At 60.5% G+C, this 21,068-nt stretch carries 26 protein-coding genes, 1 tRNA gene and 1 pseudogene; 11 read left to right on the top strand and 17 right to left on the bottom strand.

Features of this window, described 5'->3' with window-relative positions; all coding sequences use genetic code 11:
• Window positions 1-58: 58 nt before the first annotated feature.
• Both ASG68_RS18315 and ASG68_RS18310 read left to right on the top strand, forming a co-directional pair.
• On the top strand, window positions 59-310 hold the full coding sequence (locus ASG68_RS18315) for a hypothetical protein (RefSeq protein ID WP_062610087.1): 252 nt from the start codon (window positions 59-61) through the stop codon (window positions 308-310).
• Between the two features lie 10 nt (window positions 311-320).
• The gene (locus ASG68_RS18310; RefSeq protein ID WP_156384887.1) at window positions 321-806 is read left to right on the top strand and encodes a hypothetical protein; all 486 of its coding nucleotides are present in this window, start codon (window positions 321-323) and stop codon (window positions 804-806) included.
• Between the two features lie 69 nt (window positions 807-875).
• On the opposite strand, the gene ASG68_RS18305 is transcribed toward ASG68_RS18310, so the two are convergent.
• The 4 genes from ASG68_RS18305 to ASG68_RS33065 form a co-directional block, all read right to left on the bottom strand.
• Window positions 876-1,334, bottom strand: a complete 459-nt coding sequence (locus tag ASG68_RS18305) for a helix-turn-helix domain-containing protein (RefSeq protein WP_062609972.1) — start codon at window positions 1,332-1,334, stop codon at window positions 876-878.
• Between the two features lie 13 nt (window positions 1,335-1,347).
• Window positions 1,348-1,602: a DUF4258 domain-containing protein gene (locus ASG68_RS33070; protein ID WP_413814034.1), complete on the bottom strand. Its 255-nt coding sequence runs from the start codon at window positions 1,600-1,602 to the stop codon at window positions 1,348-1,350.
• Between the two features lie 332 nt (window positions 1,603-1,934).
• Entirely contained in the window at window positions 1,935-2,414 is a 480-nt protein-coding gene (locus tag ASG68_RS18295) for a hypothetical protein (RefSeq protein WP_062609968.1), read from the bottom strand.
• Complete coding sequence (locus tag ASG68_RS33065; RefSeq protein WP_156384886.1) at window positions 2,411-2,581, bottom strand: plasmid mobilization protein; 171 nt, start codon at window positions 2,579-2,581, stop codon at window positions 2,411-2,413. The genes ASG68_RS18295 and ASG68_RS33065 overlap by 4 nt, the downstream gene beginning before the upstream one ends.
• A gap of 130 nt (window positions 2,582-2,711) precedes the next feature.
• On the opposite strand from ASG68_RS33065, the gene ASG68_RS31510 reads away from it, so the two are divergent.
• Window positions 2,712-3,245, top strand: a complete 534-nt coding sequence (locus tag ASG68_RS31510; protein ID WP_156384885.1) for a hypothetical protein — start codon at window positions 2,712-2,714, stop codon at window positions 3,243-3,245.
• A gap of 86 nt (window positions 3,246-3,331) precedes the next feature.
• Here the strand turns inward: ASG68_RS31510 and ASG68_RS18280 are convergent.
• A tRNA-Ile gene (locus ASG68_RS18280) sits at window positions 3,332-3,407 on the bottom strand.
• Window positions 3,408-3,567: 160 nt separating this feature from the next.
• Here ASG68_RS18280 and ASG68_RS18275 point away from each other — a divergent pair.
• Entirely contained in the window at window positions 3,568-4,311 is a 744-nt protein-coding gene (locus ASG68_RS18275) for an SIMPL domain-containing protein (protein WP_062609962.1), read from the top strand.
• 214 nt (window positions 4,312-4,525) lie between these two features.
• Here ASG68_RS18275 and ASG68_RS18270 read toward each other — a convergent pair whose 3' ends face one another.
• The 5 genes from ASG68_RS18270 to ASG68_RS18250 all read right to left on the bottom strand — a co-directional run bounded on the left by ASG68_RS18270 (window position 4,526) and on the right by ASG68_RS18250 (window position 6,906).
• A complete protein-coding gene (locus tag ASG68_RS18270) occupies window positions 4,526-4,927 on the bottom strand; it encodes a hypothetical protein (RefSeq protein WP_062579692.1) in 402 nt (133 codons plus the stop codon).
• A gap of 167 nt (window positions 4,928-5,094) precedes the next feature.
• Window positions 5,095-5,499, bottom strand: coding sequence for a ketosteroid isomerase-related protein (locus ASG68_RS18265; protein WP_062579690.1), 405 nt, complete (start codon window positions 5,497-5,499; stop codon window positions 5,095-5,097).
• A gap of 167 nt (window positions 5,500-5,666) precedes the next feature.
• On the bottom strand, window positions 5,667-6,089 hold the full coding sequence (locus ASG68_RS18260; RefSeq protein WP_062579688.1) for a secondary thiamine-phosphate synthase enzyme YjbQ: 423 nt from the start codon (window positions 6,087-6,089) through the stop codon (window positions 5,667-5,669).
• A 35-nt stretch (window positions 6,090-6,124) separates the two neighbouring features.
• Window positions 6,125-6,478: a DUF1428 domain-containing protein gene (locus ASG68_RS18255; protein WP_062579685.1), complete on the bottom strand. Its 354-nt coding sequence runs from the start codon at window positions 6,476-6,478 to the stop codon at window positions 6,125-6,127.
• A 98-nt stretch (window positions 6,479-6,576) separates the two neighbouring features.
• Window positions 6,577-6,906 (bottom strand): hypothetical protein, encoded by a 330-nt coding sequence (locus ASG68_RS18250; RefSeq protein WP_156384884.1) that lies wholly within the window; start codon window positions 6,904-6,906, stop codon window positions 6,577-6,579.
• Between the two features lie 1,178 nt (window positions 6,907-8,084).
• On the opposite strand from ASG68_RS18250, the gene ASG68_RS18245 reads away from it, so the two are divergent.
• From ASG68_RS18245 to ASG68_RS18235, 3 genes are all read left to right on the top strand, one after another.
• Entirely contained in the window at window positions 8,085-8,564 is a 480-nt protein-coding gene (locus ASG68_RS18245; RefSeq protein ID WP_062609959.1) for an SRPBCC family protein, read from the top strand.
• A 71-nt stretch (window positions 8,565-8,635) separates the two neighbouring features.
• A complete protein-coding gene (locus tag ASG68_RS18240) occupies window positions 8,636-9,241 on the top strand; it encodes a dihydrofolate reductase family protein (RefSeq protein WP_062579680.1) in 606 nt (201 codons plus the stop codon).
• 365 nt (window positions 9,242-9,606) lie between these two features.
• The gene (locus ASG68_RS18235; protein WP_062579677.1) at window positions 9,607-10,833 is read left to right on the top strand and encodes an MFS transporter; all 1,227 of its coding nucleotides are present in this window, start codon (window positions 9,607-9,609) and stop codon (window positions 10,831-10,833) included.
• Window positions 10,834-10,842: 9 nt separating this feature from the next.
• On the opposite strand, the gene ASG68_RS18230 is transcribed toward ASG68_RS18235, so the two are convergent.
• The 3 genes from ASG68_RS18230 to ASG68_RS18220 all read right to left on the bottom strand — a co-directional run bounded on the left by ASG68_RS18230 (window position 10,843) and on the right by ASG68_RS18220 (window position 13,747).
• Complete coding sequence (locus ASG68_RS18230) at window positions 10,843-12,096, bottom strand: sensor domain-containing diguanylate cyclase (protein WP_062579675.1); 1,254 nt, start codon at window positions 12,094-12,096, stop codon at window positions 10,843-10,845.
• 159 nt (window positions 12,097-12,255) lie between these two features.
• Window positions 12,256-13,068 (bottom strand): siderophore-interacting protein, encoded by an 813-nt coding sequence (locus tag ASG68_RS18225; protein WP_062609957.1) that lies wholly within the window; start codon window positions 13,066-13,068, stop codon window positions 12,256-12,258.
• Between the two features lie 22 nt (window positions 13,069-13,090).
• On the bottom strand, window positions 13,091-13,747 hold the full coding sequence (locus ASG68_RS18220; RefSeq protein ID WP_062579671.1) for a PadR family transcriptional regulator: 657 nt from the start codon (window positions 13,745-13,747) through the stop codon (window positions 13,091-13,093).
• A gap of 217 nt (window positions 13,748-13,964) precedes the next feature.
• Between ASG68_RS18220 and ASG68_RS18215 the strand changes: the two genes are divergently transcribed.
• The gene (locus tag ASG68_RS18215; RefSeq protein ID WP_062579669.1) at window positions 13,965-14,420 is read left to right on the top strand and encodes a VOC family protein; all 456 of its coding nucleotides are present in this window, start codon (window positions 13,965-13,967) and stop codon (window positions 14,418-14,420) included.
• Here the strand turns inward: ASG68_RS18215 and ASG68_RS18210 are convergent, their stop codons facing one another.
• Window positions 14,421-14,744: an ArsR/SmtB family transcription factor gene (locus ASG68_RS18210; RefSeq protein WP_062579667.1), complete on the bottom strand. Its 324-nt coding sequence runs from the start codon at window positions 14,742-14,744 to the stop codon at window positions 14,421-14,423. It lies immediately after the preceding gene.
• 58 nt (window positions 14,745-14,802) lie between these two features.
• Between ASG68_RS18210 and ASG68_RS18205 the strand changes: the two genes are divergently transcribed.
• The 3 genes from ASG68_RS18205 (at window position 14,803) to ASG68_RS18195 (ending at window position 18,770) form a co-directional block, all read left to right on the top strand.
• On the top strand, window positions 14,803-15,261 hold the full coding sequence (locus tag ASG68_RS18205) for an SRPBCC family protein (protein WP_062580862.1): 459 nt from the start codon (window positions 14,803-14,805) through the stop codon (window positions 15,259-15,261).
• 145 nt (window positions 15,262-15,406) lie between these two features.
• The gene (locus ASG68_RS18200; RefSeq protein WP_062579665.1) at window positions 15,407-17,809 is read left to right on the top strand and encodes a hypothetical protein; all 2,403 of its coding nucleotides are present in this window, start codon (window positions 15,407-15,409) and stop codon (window positions 17,807-17,809) included.
• Window positions 17,810-17,864: 55 nt separating this feature from the next.
• Window positions 17,865-18,770, top strand: coding sequence for a polysaccharide pyruvyl transferase family protein (locus ASG68_RS18195; protein ID WP_062579663.1), 906 nt, complete (start codon window positions 17,865-17,867; stop codon window positions 18,768-18,770).
• A gap of 20 nt (window positions 18,771-18,790) precedes the next feature.
• Here the strand turns inward: ASG68_RS18195 and ASG68_RS18190 are convergent, their stop codons facing one another.
• The 3 genes and pseudogenes from ASG68_RS18190 to ASG68_RS32060 all read right to left on the bottom strand — a co-directional run.
• Window positions 18,791-19,447 (bottom strand): glycosyltransferase family 29 protein, encoded by a 657-nt coding sequence (locus tag ASG68_RS18190; protein ID WP_082478374.1) that lies wholly within the window; start codon window positions 19,445-19,447, stop codon window positions 18,791-18,793.
• Between the two features lie 93 nt (window positions 19,448-19,540).
• Entirely contained in the window at window positions 19,541-20,830 is a 1,290-nt protein-coding gene (locus tag ASG68_RS31505) for a DUF930 domain-containing protein (protein ID WP_062579660.1), read from the bottom strand.
• 43 nt (window positions 20,831-20,873) lie between these two features.
• Window positions 20,874-21,068: pseudogene (locus ASG68_RS32060) on the bottom strand (DUF427 domain-containing protein); the annotation flags it as partial.

The raw sequence follows: 21,068 nt of genomic DNA, 5'->3' as shown, positions 1-21,068 counted from the left end.
AATGATCGATCGGCGTCCCCTGGACGTGGGGCGAGTTTAAAATCGAAGGACTATGGCCATGACTGCAAAGAAAGACATCCTGTTCGTCACTGACGCCGAATGTGCCGATCGCATCGGCCTCACTACTGAGCAATTCAGAGGCGTGCTTCCTGTGGCGAATAAGGAAGGATTTCCGATGAAGGATCCGCTTTTCGCCAACCGCTACTACTGGCCGGCAGTCCGAGCCTGGCTGGATCGGCGATACGGCATCGATGGAACCGACGGACCTTACGTGCCGGACGGGCTCGATGGCGAAGAAAACTGGAAATAGGAGTTCTACCATGCCAGCTCGAAGCAAACGAACGACACAGGCGCTTTCGAGAGCTGGGCAGAGCGCTGCGGCAACTTTGAGGCGGCAGGACAAGCAGATCGTTCTGTCGCCGGCCGTAAAGGCAGCAGTCGAAATGATGGTCTTTCAGGGCAAGCAGCGGCCCGAGGCGGCGGAAAACGCGGGGCTAAAAGACGACAGCCTCCGTAGCGCACTGACGAAACCCCACGTCCTCGCCTACCTCAACGAATGCATGGAAATGCTGCGAACCAGCCTCCGCCCCCGTGCGCTGCATACGATGGGTGAACTGCTCGACGCCAAGACCGACACCATCAAGTTCAAGGCCGCTGAGTATCTGGACGGGCAGAACCGTGGGCAACACACGATCGGTGCAGCACAGGTGAACGTGCAGGTGAACAACACGGTGAACGTGACGCCTGGCTACGTCATCGACCTGCGGGCAGACGAGCCTGACGGTCTTCCAAAGGAAGTCTCTTGATCAGCAAAGGTTTGTTTAGGGCGGTCGCTGCAATAGAAAGGCCCGAAATTAATCGGGCCTTCGACAGCACTAAGCCGCGCTGGCGCATTTTTGGGGCGCCCATCCTCTTTCAGTCTCACAGAAACGAACGTTGACGCGATCAACTTGGTCGAGCGATGCCAGCCGGTCGACCATGCGTCGAACGGATCCGTCACCGCTTAGATATTCGCTGTACAGCGCCCGTAGAAGCCGGTCTGCAGGCCCACTCAGGGCTTTGTCGCGTTGCTTCTCCCAGCGACGCACCGACTGCTCTTCCGCGCCGAGGATGCCAGCGAGATCCCGTTGTGTTAGCTCCATTTCAAGGCGAACGAACCGAAGTTCTGCGCCGTTTAGTGGCATTGGTCTCTCAATCAACCATTCACCGATCGCCCGATGTAGACCGGCAGTATCCTGGATAGATACGCCGTCCCCATAAGGCGTATGGTGAATTGTATAGCCGTTTTCGAGCCATACGTTGTCGAGACCGCTCTCTTGGTAGTGGTAAGCCATCTCTTTTGCCCTTTCAAAATACCGTCACAACAATAAGCCGAGTGGCCCATTCTATTGCGACGGTGCACGTCATTTCCTCTCCCGCTGCGTGTCGAAAAACGTTCACCTGCCAATTCCCGTGTTGGTTCAGGAATGGTCCCTCGGTGATCGAGCCTCGCTGCACACAAAGTTCAATCTGGCGGCGCGTGATTCTACGCTGCCTCCCTCGCGCTTTCGCATGCTCAATAATTACGATATTGTCCGTATCAGCGGCGAGCTGACGGATCATTTCGTGAGCTTGCTTCGTAGTTAGCGCGAACGGAACGATTTCTGCCATACACCTATCATTATGATAGGTCACCTTAACAGTCAATGAACGCGCAGTTACTTTTATGGTTCCATAGTGAAGTGCGTCAGTTTGACGCCAGCTAGGACGGGCTCAAGATAGGTCGTTCGCCGTCAGTCGCAGCCTTGAGATGTATCTTACGAACCCAAACACTTACCGATGCCGCGCCCGCCGACTTTGCAGCGCTAGCGAGCATTGCATTCTCCTCGTCGGTCAGCATCACCACGAGACGTTGTCACGCCTCAAGTGCGCCGGAACTGCTGTACGGCCCGTGACTATTTCTGCTTTTCATCGGCATAGCTGAGCCGGATTCGATTTCGCTCGCTGAGCCATTCTCTGAGAGATCGGACCTGCTTTTGGTCCATACGCATGTAGGGAGCGAAACGGTCCGCGCCCCGCTCATAAAACTCATCAATAGCTCTCATCAAAACCCCTTGATCTTCTGCAGGAAGACTTACGCACAATGACCACAGATCAACCAAATACGATCGAATTTCTTCGCCAAAAAGGAAGGTTGCCTTATCTTCCGCTTCGAAGAGTAATTCCAAGGATTGGTCTGTCACCCCCTCGCTGGTAATCATAGTCAGGGCACTTCGAACGTTGGAGTAAACGTTGAGCCGGCGATCAAAGAGGTCGAGCATAATTTTCTGGTGTGCGGTATGCCATTGCCTGTAGCCAATGTAGCCAGCGACGATTGCTAACAGCGGCGTCATCAACGCTTGTAGAATTTGTATCCATGCCGGCACCAGGTTCACAGCTTCCCCTCCGCACGTCCAAGCAGAACTTCCCTCACCCAGTCGCTGACTGACGCCGCGCCTGCGTTCTTCGCTGCTTCGGCCAGCATCAAGCTTTCGTCATCGGTAAGCATAACCACAAGACGCTTATCGCGCTTAAGGTGCGTTGGAACGGGTGGTCTGCCCATAATGATTGCCTCCAATTTCTCTCAGAATATCAATCGCGCTTAACATTGCAATAATTATGTACATAGTTATTGACACATGGTTAATTACGGCAATAATTATACCCATAGAAATCAAATCAGGAGCACTTCAATGCCGAACATACCTGTTCCGGCCGCCGCCGAAGGCATGCCATCAATTCGAGATCCACTTTTCGACACGATTCGCGCGTACCGAGACGGCCTCGCTGACTTTGAGCTCAACCATCCTCGCGATGACGATGTAGGCACAAACCTCTACGCTGATCAGTCCTATGGCCCGCATCTCGCCAGGCTAAACCAATGGCGGGGACCTGCTGGCACCATGGCCGGCGCGATTGAAGCTCTGCGCTTAGCCTCGGAAGACGAAGGCGGCGTGAAGGACAGCGATGCAGGAGATCGCATGGTCGAAGCGGCGCTCGCCTTCCTCGAAAACCGTTATGATGCTGCTCGCGGCGAAACAACGCTGGTCGATGCTGAAGACATCGTCCACGAATGCGCCCACCTGTCGATGCTCATTTCAATGGGAATTGATTCTCTCAACCTTGATGCTGAGATGCAGGCGCTTTCTGCAGGCATGAATGTCGTGAGGTGCAAGCTCATTGAGGCAGCGAGAGTGATGAGCGAGTTCAACAGAGCGAATGTCTGACAGCGAAGTGTTGCCCGAATTGTTGCCCCGGATTTCGCATTTAATCGACGTAGGGCAATAAAATCGCCCAGAAACCCTGGTAAATATGGTGGGCCCGGAGGGACTCGAACCCCCAACCAAGCGGTTATGAGCCGCCGGCTCTAACCATTGAGCTACAGGCCCGCCGCGGAACATGTCCGGTGCCTGCCGGCCAATGGCAGACGGCAGGTGGAACTGGCTCTAGCGGAAAACTGTTTTTCCCACAAGACGCCGCCGTAATCCCTACACAATCAATGCCCAAGAAGGGAGCTAGGGACGAAACACAATCGGAGAGAACCCATCCATGAAATCGAAATCCCTTTCCCGCAGCCTCAGGACAGCCGTTCTTGCGGCCGCTTTTGCGGGTATGGCCGGCGCCTCGGCATTCGCGCAGGACAACACGCCCCGTGAAGCCGTGATCACCGTTTCGGGCGAAGGCCGCTCCAGCATTGCGCCGGACATGGCGATCCTGTCGTTCAGCGTCGTGAAGGACGCAAAGACTGCCAAGGAAGCGCTGGATGCCAACAACAAGGCCATGGCGGATGTGCTGAACGCGCTGAAGAGCGGCGGCATTGCCGATCGCGACCTGCAGACCTCGGGCTTTGCGGTCAACCCGCAATACCAGTATCCGGACAACAGCGACGGCGGCAATCGCCCGGCCGTGCTGACCGGCTACCAGGTAGCCAATTCGCTGACGATCACCGTGCGTGATCTGGCCAAGCTCGGCGAGATCATCGACCAGTCGGTGACGCTCGGCGTCAACCAGGGCGGCTCGATCCAGTTTTCGAATGACAAGCCCGAGGCAACGATCACCGAAGCCCGCAAATCGGCTGTGACGGACGCTGTCGCCAAGGCCAAGGTGCTGTCGGAGGCCGCCGGCGTTTCGGTCGGGCGTATCGTCGAGATTTCAGAGAACTCATCCCGGCCCGAACCGATGCCGATGATGCGCACCATGGCAAAGGAATATGCCGGTGATGCCGTACCAATCGCGACGGGAGAGAACAGCTACAACGTCACTGTCAACGTGACCTTCGCGATCAAGCAATAATAGCAGGACGCGGATCACCGTGGATGTTGCTTCATGAAAAAGGGGACCCGCTTCGGCGGGTTTTCTTTTGGCTTGTTTTTTTGGCGCAGCACGATTTCGTAACCGATCGGCATTGCCACATGCGAAACGCCCCCCGTGACAGGGTCACGAGGGGCGATACATTCCGCCGGCCGGGGGAGACAAGACGGAAGGTATTCGAGTGGGAGAAACCCGATCAGCCGCCGATGAACGGGCAACCACGGACATTGGCGAAAACGGCCCGGCGATATTCACCCCAGCGGCGACCTTCGACCACGACACGGCGCGGCGAGACATCGACGACGCGAGCGCGGCGCATGCCGTGGGCGCGGGCCTTGTCCTGGGCGAGCCACGGATCACAACGGCCGCGGCGCTCATGGCCCCAGCCGCCATGGCGACGACCGGAATGGTAATTGGGTTCGCGGCCCCAGTCGCGTTCGTCGCCATAGCGCGGTCCATCGCGGTACTGTGCATCGACGATGCCGCCGGAATAGATGCCGAGGGTCAGGGTGTCGGCGGCGGCCGGTGCCAACGTAGCGCCGAATCCGGTGAGGCCGATGAAGCCGGCCAGCATCAGTTTGGAAAGGGTCTGTCTCATGACTGTTTCTCCCGTTGATCTCATCTTACGCCCGCTCAGGTCTTCTGGGGCATTGAGATCAGGTTAGAGCCGGGAGGCTGAACGGAAACGGAATCCGTCGTTCATCCAGGGTTCACGGGGAGAGCGGATCGAGACAGGAAGGTTGTGCCCGCGATTTCGAATCTGGATCAGTGGGCGAGTGCCTTTTCGAAGACGCGGATGTTGCGGTAGTGGCTGAGCCTAGTGATCGAGCCGTTTTCGAACTCGAAGACGAAGACGCTGGGGATCGAATAGGATTGGCCGCTGGCCTCGGGAAAGCCGGGCATGGTCTCGCGGTACTGGCCGCGTGCGGTGACATCGACGGCGACGCGCTGGCCGAAGGCATCGTGCATGATCACCATGTCGCTGAAGCGCTCGTCGAAATGGCGAAAGTAGCTCATGACGTTCATGCGCAGGGGATCGGCACCGATGGTACGCTGGCCGGTGAGCGTATCGAGCGCTACGTCCTCATCGAGAAAGGAGCCGATCGTCTGGAAATCACGTTCGTTCAGGGCTTCGATGAAGCGGCTGGCGATGGTCTGCGCGTCAGTCAATGATCTTTCCTCGCTCTTCGGCCGGCCTCACGAAACAGACCGGCAATTCCTAACGCCAAAGCTCTGATTTTGTTCCCGGAATGGCAACCGAAGCAGATGCAAGCAACCACGTGCAAGAGACTGCACCCGGCAATGCCCGCTTGTCCAGAACAAACGTTTTGCTCCAATCAACCTCCCAAATGCAGGACGATCTCGCGGCGATGCGGGCGGTCGCGATGTTCAAACAGGTAAAGCCCCTGCCAGGTTCCGAGCATCAACCGACCGTCGCCGACGGGAATGCCGATCGAGACCTGTGTCAGCGCCGCCTTGATATGGGCGGGCATGTCATCCGCCCCTTCCGCCGTGTGGACGATCCAGCGCATCGACGGATCGTCCGAGCGCGGCACGAGGCGCTTGAAGAACTGGTCAAGATCACGCCGGACATCCGGATCTGCATTTTCCTGGATCAGCAGCGAACAGGATGTGTGGCGGACGAAGACGGTCAGCAGCCCCTCCTCCACGCCGGTTCTCGCGACGAAATGCTCGGCCTGATCGGTGAATTCATAGAGGCCGGCACCACGGGTGGACAGGCTGATGATCGTCTGGGGCATGGGGTTCCTTCAGCGATGACTGCCGCCCGACCATGTCACAATTCGAGGAAGCTTTTGAAGCCTCCATAGATCATCCGCTTGCCATCGAACGGCATGTTCCAGTTGTCCATGCTGAGGCGCGGATCGGCCATGACCTTGGCATTGATCGCATCGCGCTCCTCGCGGGAGGGATAGGTGATCCAGGAGAAGATCACCAGTTCGTCGTCCGTCGCCTTGACGGCGCGCGGAAAGGAGGTGAGCTCGCCATAGGGCACGTCGTCGCCGATGCATTCGACATAGGAGAGCGCGCCATATTCCTTCCAGACCGCGCCGGCCGCACGGGCCATGTCCTTGTAGGCTTCGATATTGTCCTTCGGGACGGCAACGATAAAACCATCGACATAGGGCATGTCAGTCTCCTCCACGATAACCGATGGCCGAGAAGATGGCGCGGCGGCGGGAGGCGTCAAGCCGTGGGTTTGAGAAAAGCCGGTAACCTTTAGAGCGATCATTGATCGGCATGGGGCCATTCCTCGTCCCTTGCCGGGAGGGAGGCTTCCGCCTCCGGAGGGCGAATGGGGCGATCGAAATACATGTCGCGGTAGCACCCCCAGTAGATGATGAAGGCCCCCAGCCAATCATCGTCGGTACTGGCGATGCACAGCGGCAGCCAGACCGAAAATGTCTTGCCGGTACGGAGCTCACTTGGAATTTCGCGTTGCTTCAACTTGCCGATGCAGTGCCCGGCCCGCGCGCATCGGCGCAGACGGCAGAACGACGGCATTTCCAAGCCCGCGGCCGCTTTGCGCGAAAGGGCGACAAACACGTCGAACGGCATCGGCGGTTTGGGAGACGGAGATCTGGCAACCGGTTCCTGTTCGGCAACGGATTCTGGCTCGAGAGTCGGCTCTGGCATGGAAACGCACCTTTCCCTTCACGCGGCGGCATCCGCCCGTGGCTTGAGACATTTTCAGTCTGCCGGTCAAAGACGCGGCAGGATCGGCCGGGACACATCGAGTGCCTCAGGGTATAGTAGTAGGTGACACGCGATGTGCCCCGTTTCGGTGTCTTTTGCCGCGCTTCTCAAGTTCTTCTGCGCCTCCCGTTTGACGGAGAGGCCTCCAATGCCCCGGCCCGCTGCTTATCCGCAGAGCCTTTCAATGAGGCGGGGTTCAGCCCTGGACCCTTGGACGGCAGAACCGTCCGACGGCGTGAGCCGCCCGTGGCGTGGCTACCCGGCACGCCCGGTTCATTCGCGAACCGGAGGAGAACCGCCTTTCACGCGGCCCCGGATATCTGACGCGCGTTCCGCCAGACCACCCGGGCACCGGCCCCGCCTCGCCGGCAACGCAAACCGGTGTATCCGTGACGGGACGAGGAGATTGTGGCACGGGTGATGGAGGCGGGGATTTTGACATGTGGTGGAGATCCCCTCACCAACAAAATCTAACACCTAGCCTTTGGCTAAGATGTTGATTTTGTGTCCTCTCCCACTGGGGAAGAAGTAAATATGCCGTACCTGCAAGCGAAGATGTATCCCCGTATGAAGCAGACTTGACGTGTTCTGGCGACGATTGCGCGGCATATGTGACACGCGGTGCTGTGTGGTCCGGCACTACCCTCCTCCGTCATTCCTGTGCTCGTCACAGGAATCCAGCCACCGCGCGTCCGCGCGGTGAGAGAACGCCTTTCTGGGCGTCCATTCCAAGAGTCCTGCGCGCCGCAGACGCGGCGCACTGGATTCCTGTGACGAGCACAGGAATGACGGTGAGCCTGTATGCTACGGAACCGGCCAGCAACCTTTCAGCGATCTGAAGAGAAATGTGTCGGCAAGCCGGCTTGGCTCCTACCAGACGTCTGGATTTTGCACTTTCCCGCGGGCAATGGAAAACATTCATCCAAATGGTTGACTATTGAAAATTCACCCGTATATTCACCCGTACGGTTGAATTATCGAAATACCCAAACAGCATCACCAACCAGACCGAAAATCGAACCCGACAAAAGGAGACAACCATGACAGATCAAAGCTTCACCACGGCCTTTACCGTCGAGCAGACGCCGGACGCGGCCTTCGCGGCCATCAACAATGTGCGCGGCTGGTGGTCGGAGGATATCAGCCGGCCGACGGACCAGGCGGGACAGGCATTCAAGTATCGCTTCCACGATATCCATCGCTGCGAAATCCGGGTGACGGAACTGGTGCCCGGCAAAAGGGTCGCCTGGCTGGTGCTCGACAACTATTTCAACTTCACCCGGGACGACACCGAATGGACGGGCACGCAGATCGTCTTCGACATCACGCGCAAGGACGGGTTGACGGAAGTGCGCGTCACGCATCTCGGCCTCGTGCCCGAATATGAATGCTACGACGCCTGCACCAATGGCTGGACCACTTATGTCAACGGCAGCCTGCGCGACCTGATCATGACCGGCAAGGGACAGCCGAATGTCGGCGAACCGATGAACGAGACCGAGCGGGCGCTCGCCTCCTGATCCTTTCGGCAGTCACCGCCAACAGCCCGGCCGCGCGGCCGGGCGCACACGACGAACGGATGGAGGATGGCATGCGCAGACTGATCGCCGGCATGAAGATCTCGATCGATGGCATGATGGAAGGACCGGAGGGAACGGCCGACTGGGTGGATGCCTGGTCGGAGGACTATGGCCTGACGCAGGAGATCGACGCCTGCCTGCTGGGTGCCGGCATGTATCCCGGCTACGAGCGATACTGGACGGCGATCCGCGATGAGCCGGACAGGCCGGTGTGGATCACCGGCAATCCGCCGAGCGCCGCTGAGATCGAATGGTCGAAGTTTGCGGAAAAGACACCGCATTACGTGCTGTCGAGCACGCTGACCACGGCGAACTGGCCGCAGACACGGTTCCTGCAGACAGTGGACGATGTCGCGGCGCTGAAACGACAGAACGGCAAGGCGATCTATCTCATGGGCGGCGCGCAGCTGACGGCCAGCCTGATCGATGCCGGACTGGTGGATGAGATCCGGCTGCTCGTCTATCCGCTGGTCGCCGGTCATGGCCGCGCACTTTTCGCCGGGATGGGGCGACGCCATCGCTTCGAACCGCAAAAGGCGGAGACCCTTCCCGACGGACGCCTCAGCCTGATTTATGCGACACGGCCACAAGCTGCCGCGCCGGCGTTTGCGGCTTGAATGAAAAGCATCGCAGGGCCGGTATCGTTTCAGTTGAAAACGGCCGGTGTTCGTGGAAGCTTAGGCCGGTGTTCTTGGAAGCTTATGTCGCGGAGACGAGGGTCATCGCATCTGGGAAAGATCCCCTCCCCAACCCCTCCCCACAAGGGGGAGGGGTTAGACTGCCGCTACCGCCGAGTTTGAAGGCACAGGGTAGCGGCAGGGTCTCTCCCCCTTGTGGGGGAGATGGCCGGCAGGCCAGAGGGGGTCTTTTCCGGATGCGATACTTCTGAGGCGGAGCGGGCCGCAGGGCCAAAGAATAGACAGCATGATTTCCTGACACTGCGTGTTTACCGACGGCGTTGCCGTCATTGTGGAGTTGCAGCATGTCCAATTCGTCCTATCGTTGGGTGATCGTTGCCGCGGGCGGCCTGTTGGGTTGCCTGGCCATCGGCGCGATGTTTTCTCTGCCGGTGTTTCTGCTGCCGATTTCGCGCGATACCGGCTGGTCGGTGACCGGCGTCTCCAGTGCGATGACCATCGGCTTTCTGGCGATGGCGGCGGGCAGCATGGTCTGGGGCAGCCTGTCGGACCGCTGGGGTGCCCGGCCGATCGCGGTCACCGGCTCGGTGATCCTTGCCCTCGGCCTGTTCCTGACCAGCCGGGCGACATCACTCCTCGAATTCCAGCTGATGTTCGGGCTCGTGGTCGGCGGTGCGACAGCGGCCATCTTCGCACCGCTGATGGCCTGCGTCACCGGCTGGTTCGACACCCACCGGAGCCTTGCCGTTTCGCTGGTCTCAGCCGGCATGGGCATGGCGCCGATCACCATGTCGCCGCTGGCCGCCTGGCTCGTCACCATCCATGACTGGCGCACATCGCTGCAGATCATCGCCGTTCTCGTCGCCGCCGTGATGATCCCGGTGTCACTGCTGGTGCGTCCGGCACCGGCGTTGCAGAACGCAACGGAGGCGGTATCGGACACAGGCGGGCCGCAATCGTCGATGACGGTCGGACAGGTGGTGCGCACGCCGCAATTCATCATCCTGCTTTTGACGAACTTCTTCTGCTGCGCCACCCATTCCGGGCCAATCTTTCATACGGTGAGCTATGCCATCAGCTGCGGCATCCCGATGATCGCGGCCGTGACCATCTACAGCGTCGAGGGGCTGGCCGGCATGGGCGGGCGCATCGCCTTCGGCCTGCTTGGCGACAGGTTCGGCGCCAAGCGCATCCTCGTTCTCGGGCTGCTGGCGCAGGCTTTCGGGGCGCTCGCCTATTTCTTCGTCCGTGAACTCAGCGCCTTCTATGCGGTGGCCGCCCTGTTCGGCTTCATCTATGCCGGCGTCATGCCGCTCTATGCCGTGCTGGCGCGCGAAAACTTTCCGCTGAGGATGATGGGGACGGTGATCGGCGGCACGGCGATGGCCGGCAGCCTCGGCATGGCGACGGGACCGGTGGCGGGCGGGCTGATCTACGATACGTTCGCAAGCTATGGCTGGCTCTATATCAGCGCCTGGGCGATCGGCATCGGCGCCTTCCTGATCGCCATGACCTTCCGCCCCTTCCCGCAGACGCAGGCGGAGCCCGAACTGGCGCCGGCGCGCGGATAGGCGAGAGATTCAGCGGAAGGCCACTTCCAGGTTCTGCCGGTCCTGCGCAATGACCTGGCAGCGGGTCTCGAAGCCCTCGCCCTTGATCGACAGGACGAACTCCGAGGGAATGCCGGCGGAACTGGAGACGGAGAGCCCGGCGCTATCGGTGCCGAGCGAGCGCACCGTGCAGTCGATGGTCGAGCGCCGGTCGTTGAACAGGATAGAGCCTGCCTTCAGCACCCGGCGGCGGGACCCTGTCGTATCGACGGCCTGAAGGGAACTCCAGGCGATGCAGCGATTGCGGCCGCGATGTTTTGCCTGGTACATCGCCGCATCGGCTTGAGCGAGCAGGGTGTCGATATCCTTGCTGACGATCGACAGCGTCGACACGCCGAAGCTGGCGGTGACGGTCAACTCGCCGAACGCGCCGCTGACCGGCTGGGCCGAAATCGCCGTCCGGAGTTTCTCGGCAACCGCCATCGCTCCATCCCGATCGACATGCGGCAGGAGGACCACGAACTCCTCCCCGCCAAGGCGGCCGAAGAGATCGCCAACCCGCAGGCCCGCCTTGCAGATCGAAGCCACGGCTTTCAGGACCTCATCACCTGCGGCATGGCCATGGGTATCGTTGACCCGCTTGAAATGATCGATATCGAGCGCGATACACGACAGATCATGCTGGTGGCGCACCGCCAGCGAAATGAGCTGTTCGGCCTCACTGCGAAAGGCACGGCGGGTCAGAACCTCGGTCAGACCATCCGTCGCCGCCGATTGCAGGAGCGTGATCCGGTCCATCGCAACGCCGGCAAGTTCAGTCAGGATCGACAGGTCCTTCGCGCTGAACGATCGCGTCCGGCGATCGATGGCACAGACCGTGCCGATCACATGGCCTTCCTTCGTCTTCAGCGGCACGCCGGCATAGAAGCGGATATGGCTATCGCCGGTGACGGCGGGATTGTTGGCGAAGCGGGGATCCCGGGTGGCGTCCTCGACGATGATCGGCTGCTCGATATCGAGCACATAGCGGCAGAACGTATCCTCGCGCGGAACCTCGTCGACGGGCATGCCGATGCAGGATTTGTACCATTGCCGGTGCGCATCGATCAGCGAGACAATACCAATATCGACAGTGAAGATGTCCTTGATCAGACGGACAACACGATCGAGGCCTTCGTCACGGGGCGTATCCAGGAGATCGAGGCTTTCCAGCGCTGCCAGCCGTTCGGCCTCGCGCTGCGCCATGTCCGCCGACGATTTCCCGAAAGCTCTTACAACGGCCATTCAGACATTCTCCCGCAAGGAACCGGCGCAATGATGCTTTTCATACCTTAATGAAAGCTTGATTGCAGGTCACGCGAACTGACCATTGGCGGCAAAGGACAACCACAGATATCAAGGACATCCGTGGTCGATCATGCCTGCAACTTGCGGAAGGCTGTTTCAACCTTCGTTGTGGTTTTCGTGGAAGCCGGCGCTGCCCTTGCGCCAATAGCCAGCGGCCTTGATCCAGGCGCGGTTATGGCCGCGCTCTTCGACGAGATGTTTGCGCAGCAGCTTGACCGTCTCGTTATCGCCGGCAATCCAGATATAGCCGTCGCCTTCCGGCAGCGGCAGTGCCCTGACGGCATCCAGCAGGTGAGCGGAGTTGCTGGCGTCCGTGAGCGGACGGTGGACCCAGTGGGTTTCGAGCGTGGTTCTCGTGTCGAACACCTGCTCTTCTTCGGAGTTCGCGACGGTAGCAATGGCGATGCTCCGAACGCCCGGCCGCAGTTCTTCGAGGCGGCGGCCGATAGCAGGGAGTGCCGTTTCGTCACCGATCAACAGGTACCAGTCGAAATCGTCGGTGACGACGAAGGAGCCGCGCGGGCCGCCGACGCCGAGCACGCTGCCGGGCTTGGCGGCGGACGCCCATTCGGTGGCGGGGCCGGCTTCGTGGATGGCGAAATCGACCACCAGTTCGCCTTGCGCGGCATCATGGCGGCGCGGGGTGAAATCGCGTATCGGCGAGATCACCGTACCTTCCGGCAAGGCCGGCGCGTCGGGGCCAACGGGCCAAACGGGGGCCGCCTGCCCGGCCAGCGGCAGGCACAGCTTGACGTGATCGTCATAACCGGCGCTGACGAAACCGGTGAGATCCTCGCCGGTCAGGGTGATGCGGACCATCTGCGGGGTCAGCCGCTCGGCGGTTTTCACCGTCAGCAAGCGGCGGCGCAGCTCGTGGCGGACGCGAGCGACAGCGTGTCTTTCAGTCATGAACTTTCCCTTCGGCGCGGCCTCAGCCGCGATTGATCTCATCGACGGCGCGGCGGAGGATGTCCGCGAGCCGTGCCGCCTCTTGCGGCGAACAGCCCCGTTTGTGGAACAGCGCCGACTTGATGGCCTGGCGGGCGATTTCGAGCGCGTGATAGCCATGCGCCTCCGGGTCTTCGCCCGGCTCCTGCCCCCTGCCCTCGAAGACGTCGCGGACGGCATCCATCTTTGCGCCGATGCGGCCGAGGCCTTCGATGATACGGTCAGCCTTAGCGCGATCGGCGTCCAGCGCAACCCGGCCTTCATCCGTGATGCGGAACAGCTTCTTGTTTCCATCGGCCTCGGCCACCGCATGGCCGATCTCGTCGAGATAGGTCAGCGCCGGGTAGATCATGCCGGGGCTCGGCACATAGAAGCCGCCGGAGATTTCCTCGATCGTGCGGATGAGCTCATAGCCATGGGCGGGATCGCGCGCCAGCAAGGCGAGGATCAGCAGCTGCAGATCACCGGACGAGAGCTTGCGCCCCGAGCGGAAACCGCCCGAACCGAAACCGCCCTCGAACCGGCCGGGACCGCCATGGCGTCCATGCCGGTCATGGCCATGGCGATCATGCGCATGCCGTTCGCGTTCCTTGCAGTCGCGATTGTTGTGGCCGCGATGGCCCCAGTGACGCCCAAACATGGAGTTTCCTTTCTTAAGACATAACATGAGATATATCGTAAGATATATTTTCTGAAAGACAAGAGGCCAGTCCGGATTTTTATAGGCGTTCGTCCATTGTCGCGCGAACGGGGCACATGATCGGAGCATCGGGGTGCAGAAAAAAATGCCGCATCCTGTCGAATTGGCGACGGCTTGTTCGTCGTAAGAGGCAACATCCCGCACAGGAGGAAATTTCATGCAGAAAATCACGCCGTTTCTCTGGTTCGACGACAATCTCGACGAGGCGCTCGACCTCTATCTCTCGATCTTCAAGCAGGCGAAGGTGACCTACCGGCAGCAAGGCCCGGACGGGAAAACCTTCACCGCCGCCTTCCAACTGGAAGGACAGGCCTTTATGGGGCTGAACGGCGGCCCGCATTACCGGTTTACGCCCGCCATCTCCTTCTTCGTCGGCTGCAAGGACCAGGCCGAGGTCGATTATTATTGGGACAGACTGCTGGAGGGCGGCAAGCCTCAGCAATGCGGATGGCTCACCGACCGGTTCGGCGTCAGCTGGCAGATCATTCCGAACGCGCTGATGGACCTGATGAGCGATCCCGACCGGGCCAAGGCCGGCCGCGTTCAGGCCGCCATGATGCAGATGGTGAAGCTCGATGTCGCGGGATTGGAAAAAGCGGCGGCCGGGGGCTGATCAGCCCTCCAGATCACCTTTCAGGCGGGCGAGCATCTCGACCGCCTGTGCCGCATAGGGTCCGATCCAGCGGTCGTGAATATCCTTGATCGGCAGCGGATTGAGATGGTTCCAGCGCTCGCGCCCTTCACGCCGGACGATGATCAGGTCCGCCTCCTCCAGAACCTTCAGGTGCTGCATCACCGTGCAGCGATCGAGCGCCGGGAAGTGCTGGCACAGCTCCCCGGTCGTCTGCGGCCGGTCCTTCAGCCTGTCCAGAAGCGAGCGCCGGCTGGAGGCGGCCAAGGCCTTGAAGATCCTGTCGTTTTGCTCATCGATTGACATGTTATATTTTTATAACATAATGGCGTCATCGACAAGCGGGAAAACAGGAGGAATGATCATGGATCTGAAGTTCAGAGTTGCCGGTCGGATCGCCAAGCCGGTTTCACAGGTGTTCGAGGCGGTGGTGAACCCCGACCAGCTGTCGCGCTATTTCACCACAGGCGGCGCCAAAGGAAGACTGGAGACCGGCGCCACCGTGACTTGGGATTTTCACGATTTTCCGGGCGCCTTCCCCGTCCATGTGGTCGAGGTGGTGAAGAACAAAAAGATCGTGTTCCGATGGGCGGGCAACGAGGGAAGCCCTGAGCCGGTCGGCTACGACACGACCGTGACGATGACCTTCGAGCCGCTCGAAGACAACCGCACGCTCGTCTCGATCAGCGAGGAAGGCTGGCCGACGACGACGGGCGGGCTGAAAGGCTCCTTTGGCAATTGCGAGGGTTGGACGGGCGCGCTCTGCGCCATGAAGGTCTGGCTGGAGCATGGGCTGAACCTGCGCGAGGGGTTTTATAAGTAGCATGAGCCCCGCCTTTCGACGGAGAGGCGGGGCAATTCCCGGTGGAGGCGCTTGAATCAAGGCGCGTGACCAAATAGGAATCGGGCGGCAAATTGCTCCCGACGAAAAGGAGCGGCGCGTGTCCTTTTCAAGTGAGTGATCGAGATTGAGAATTCTTCTGCTGGGCGATCATTCGTCCTACCATTGCGGTTCCGATGCGGTCTGGCAAACGATCCGGCGCCTGCTGTCCCGCGACGCGACGCTCGTCGAACCCTGGCAGGAACATGATGCTGTCGTCATGAACGGCGAAGGCACCATGCATCATGGCTCGACAGGATTTCACGCCAAGATGCGGCGCCTCAATCAGGCCCAGATCACGGGCCGCCGCAGCTATCTGATCAACACGCTCTGGCATGAAAATCCCCTGGAATATGATCCGGTCCTCGCCCGGCTGGACGGCCTGATGACGCGGGGCGAGGCAAGCAGGGCCGATCTGATGCTCCGCCACAATGAAGCGGCCAACGCAACGCTCGACCTTTCCTATTTCGAACCGATCGATGAAAGCGCGCTGTCCTATGACTGGACCGGACGGATCGTCACCACCGACTTCTGGGTGGAAAACTTTGAATTCGCCTGGCTTTCCGCCGATTTCGCCCGGGACTGGCTCCGGGTCGACCTGCGTGAAATCTCCTGGTCGTCCCTCGTGAAATCGCTCAGAACCGCCGACCTTCTGGTCACTGGGCGCCATCATGCGATGTATGCGGCGGCCCGTGCGCGCCTGCCCTTTGTTCTCCTGCGCGGCAACTCCCACAAGTTTCTCGACCTGCTGTCGGCGATCCCCACCCCGATCCCGGTTGCACTGAAGCAGGCCGAAATTCTGCCCATGATCAAATGGGCGCAGGACAATCGCACAGTTTACAATCAACTGTTCGACGCGATCGAAAAGTGCCCAGAACCTGACCTGCTCGCACCGCGCCCTACCGGAGGCGTTCCCATCACCAAGTTCTACGAAGCCGAAGCGCTCGCGAAGGTGGCAGACGCGCGGCGGAATTATCTGGAGGCTGGCAAGCACTGGATTGAGGCGGCGCAGACGGGCGACAATCCCGCCACCCCGCTGCGACAGGCGGCATTGTCCTATCTGCGGGCGGGACGGATCGAAGACGGAATGCGCGCGCTCGTCGAGGCGCGCGCCGCCCTTCCCGGCAAGTTGAACCTGGTGCATTTCTTTCCGAAATGCCCGCAGACCATTTCGGGTGGCTCGGCCGAGAAGGCGCTGCTTTTCACCACACGCTTCTGGACCGCCCCCACCCCTCACCTCCATGAGAAAGGCGGCTGGGGTGAAGCGGCCCTGTCCGCCGCGGCTGCGATATTGCTCAAGGACGACGACCGGTTCCGGGCGGAAGCTGCACGCATGATGGCTATCGCCGAAGCGCGCTCGCCCGTCGATGCCGTCGCGGCGCGCCTCGCCCTGACATTCTATCTCATCCATCAAACCCGCAACCTGCTGGCCGAAGAGTTCTGGGACGCACATGCACCGGCCGGACGGCCGGAATGGGAGACAGTCGAGGATAATTTCCATGTCCTCACCCGGACCCTTCCCTTTTCGGAGAGGACGCGAGGTGCGCGAGACAGGCTCGCGGCTGAACTTGCGAAACCGGCGATGTCCAAGCGAACGGACTTGCGGTTTGCGCTGCTGGAACACGACTGGTGGACACGCGCGCCGGACCGGTCTCGCGCCGAAGACGCCGTCGCGCATGCTCGGGCGGCGCCAAGCGACGCAGCGATCTTCGAATGCGCCCTGTCAAGCTGCATCGAGGCCACAGAAACCGGTCTTGCGGCCGATCTGGCGCGAAATGCCAAGCCCCCGTTGCTGGCGGCCGTTGCCCAGAAGAACGCCGCGATTGCAGCATTCCTGCGTGAGACGGGGCTCGGGCCCAAAGACGAAACAATCGATGACATCGCCGGCTTCATGGCGCGGTCCCGGCAGGTGGAGCAGGAACTGATCGAACGCCTGTCCGATCCGCAACGCAGTCTCGCGATCGTCGGCAATGCCCCTTCCGAACTCGGGCGCGGTTCCGGCGCCGGGATTGACGGGCGAGACGAAGTCGTGCGCTTCAATCGCTTCCGCATCGGTGGCGAATGGGCCGCGGATTATGGTTCGCGCGTCACCGTGGTCTTCAGCGTTCTCGCCGCGAAGGATGCGTTCGTTTATTATGGCGATCTTCCGCCGGGAACGATCATCTGCTTCATGCCATGCAAACGGCGCTTCATCGAGCGCAACTGGCAGCGTGTGGCGGAACTCGAAGCCGCAGGCTTTCGTATCTGTTTTCCATTCATGAATGTTCTCGGAGACCTCGGACGAGCATTGGGCGCCTGGCCGACCACGGGTCTCATGATCCTTCACCGGCTGAAGGCGATAAGAACGAGCCTTCGGCGCTCCGATCTTTTCGGCTTTGCCGGTGGTCCGGACGAAACCGGGCGCTATGCCTATGACAGTGGGCGTCAGGGCAACGATATGCACGATTGGGCCGGCGAACGGGCCGCCCTGGAAGCGATGATGCAGGACTGAATGAACGTCCAACCTCGCCGGTCTGCCCGCGAGGACAAACGGCGGAAAGGCTCACATGAAATACGGCGTTCTGGTTTTCAGCTATAGCGGGTCGGTGGTTCTCGACGAGCAGTTGAAGAATAACGGGCATATCTCCATCAACCTCGGCGACTACATGCAGACGCTCGCGGTGCGCAATTTCTACAAGAAGGCCGGAATAGCCGACGAGGATGTCGTCACCGTCGATCGGGACACGCTTTCAAGCTATGCGGGAGAACCGCTCGTGCTGATCATGAACGGCTGTTTCTTCCGCCGCTGCTTTCCTCTGCCTGATAACATCACACCGGTCTTCATCGGCTTCCAGGCCAAGGAACCGATCATCGTCGAGTTTCTCGACTTTTTCAAACGCCATGAGCCGATCGGCTGCCGCGACACGACGGTCGAGGCTCTCTTTCACAAATATGGCGTGAAAGCCTATACAACCGGCTGCCTGACGATGACCTTCGATCCGCGCCCATCGCCGCCGGAACGCGAAAAGATAATGCTGGTCTACGGCTCCGGCGTCGGCGATATTCCGCTGGAAGCCCTTCAGTCCATGCGGCCTTCCATGAAACGCAAGGTCGAACTGGTGTTCCAGAGAAAGATCATCCACAGCTTTCCGGTCAGCGCCCAAGACATGCACGATGCGGAAAACTACGCCAGTTACCTGCTGAACTATTATCGGGACAACGCATCGATGGTGATCACGCCGCTGCACCACGCCGCGACGCCGTGCATGGCTTCGGGGATTCCCGTCTCGATCCTGCGCCGCAAGGACGACAACAGGTTCAGCTATCTGCGCAGCCTGCTGCCGGTCCTGACCGCACCGGATTTTTCGGCCGCCAACTGGAGCCCGGAAGCCGTCGATATGACGGCTATCCGCCGGACGCTGCTGGAACGGACCGAAACCGCACTGGACGCCGCCCTCAGGCAACCGCGCTGACGGCGAGCCTTGACCTCCCGTCAATCCGGCTCTGCGCCGGCGGTTTCGCAAGGCGGCGCATAGTCCCGGACCAAGAGCCAGCCATGCGCCCCTGCCAGTTCTTCGCAGAAGCGTTCTTCCGCCTCATAGCTGTGAGGGCCGATGTGCTGTTTCGGCTCATACCAGGTCAGCGTTCGCTTGAAATCATAGCCGAAGACACCGACGGCCGCCGGATTGAAGCTCGATACCAGATCCAGCACCATCGCGCCCACGCTCGGCCGCGCACCGAGCCTGGCCTCAAGCGCCTCCCACCGGTCGATATTGTAGAAAGAGAGATTTTCCGGCACCTCGGCGAACTGGCCGATATCCGCCCTCAGCTTGGGTGACATCCAGATATGCTCCCCCGCATGGAAGCGGCGAAAGACGGCCTTGACGACCGCAAGCGTCGAGAACGCCAGAATATCCGTGCGGCGGCCCTGATCCTCCGGGTTGGTCGGAAGACCGCAATTCATCCGGATCACGACGTCATAGGCGTCGATCTCGGCGCCATGACCGCTTTCCATCAAGGATTGGGCGTTTCCGACGATCGCAACTGTTTTTCCTGCTAGCTCCAAAAATCTGCCGTCCCATGCTTGCCGGGCAACAAAAGCGCGGCTGAACCAAAGCTTTCCGTCCGGATACGTCCAGCGCGAGGTCATGAATAGCGTCCTTGCGAAAACGGTAAAGAGGAATCGATGACGACGAGACAGAATCTAAGGGGAATTGACCGCGATGTGCCTACCGCCGAAACCTTAGTTCTTCGGAAAGCGCCGCGCCTGCCACTGGCTTTTCGGCACGGAACCGCCGACGGCGAAGCTGAAGGCGGTGATGCCGTCGGCATCGGCATTGACGGTGCATTTGAAATCAACATCGATCCATCCGCCTGATATCTTGTAGGCGGCGCCCATGGCCGTCATGACCTGGCCGGAGATCGGCGAACCGTCACGGGGATCGAAGAACAGGCCTTGCGGCACGGTGTCCGGCCGGGTGCGGCGAACCTGTTCCAAGGTCTCGATCATGCACATCTGCACGATGCGCCGCTCCCTTGGCAGTTGGCCCAGAGCCTGGCGGATGCGCGGGTCCGAAAGCGTGTTCTCGGAATAGAGTTCGCGCGCCTTCTTCAACTCGGATGGTGGGCGGCTTGAGCGCGCATCGGAGGCGGGAACGTTGGCGGCGGCAAGCTCCTGAACCGTCGCCTGGCTGACTGCCGGAATATCCTTCGGTCGCGCCTGTGGTGTCGGGACGTTCTCGATCAGCGCCTCCCCTTCATTCAGGGTGTCGGACGGATTGACGGATTCGGGCAGTTCGAGTTCAGGCAGCTTGGCGACATCCCGTGTTTCCACTGGCTTGTCCTGCGGCTTGGCGAGATCCGGCTCGATCTTCTGCGGCATCTGCTGCCCGGCGGGCGGAAGGGCGCGATCGGCTTGCGGCTCCGTGTCGGGCTTCTTGACCGGTTCCGACGGGCGATCGCCACCCGCCTCCTTGCCGCCATCCTTTGCGGCCGACTCGAAGGCCTGCGGCAGGGAGCGCCCGGCTGGCGCCCTCGCCTCCTCCGCCTGTTTCTGGTCGGGTTGCTGCTTCGCCGGCTGCTCTTCGGATTTCGCCGGAGTTTTTTCCTCGGCCTTTTCCGCCGGCTTTTCGGCGGGCTTGGCTTCCTCGCCCTTCGGCTGCGGTTCCGGCTTTTCCTCCGGCTTGGTTTCCGGCGCAGGTTTCACCACCGGTTCCACCTTCTTTTCCGGCTCAGGCTTTTTCTCCGGTTCCGGTTTCATCTCGGGCTCAGGCTTTTTCTCAGGCTCCTGAACCATCTCGACCTTCACCGTCTCTTCCTTTTCCGGCTCCGGCTGGCTGACTGGCCACTGGAACAGGAGCGCAGCGGCAAAGCCGACATGCAGGATCGCGGAGGCAAGAACCCCCGTTCCGAATGTTCCCCGCTGCTTTTCGGAATTCTGCTGCATGTCAGGTGAATAAAGCCGGATACTGACCGGATCGTGACCGGCGGCAAGACGAAAAAGAAGACCCGCACCTTCCGGGCGGCTGCCCATTTCCTAGCATGCGTACGGTAGCGTTCCTAGCGCCGGACATGGCTCAGGCCGAATGCTCCACGATCTCGAAACGATCGGCATAGAAAGCCAGCCGGTCCTTGATCTTGGCCACCGCGTCATGGGGCGCTTCATAGGACCTGAACTGCCCCCCATTTCGACCGGACAGTCGGCATAAGCAGAAAGGCTCAAGCACAGGCTTGAGGACAGGCTTATGTCTAACGAGTATCGACACGTTGAA

It is taken from the genome of Rhizobium sp. Leaf453 (assembly GCF_001425605.1).
GTDB lineage: Bacteria > Pseudomonadota > Alphaproteobacteria > Rhizobiales > Rhizobiaceae > Pararhizobium.
The sequence above is the reverse complement of the archived record's forward strand: the minus strand, read 5'-3'. Positions and strand labels throughout refer to the sequence as shown.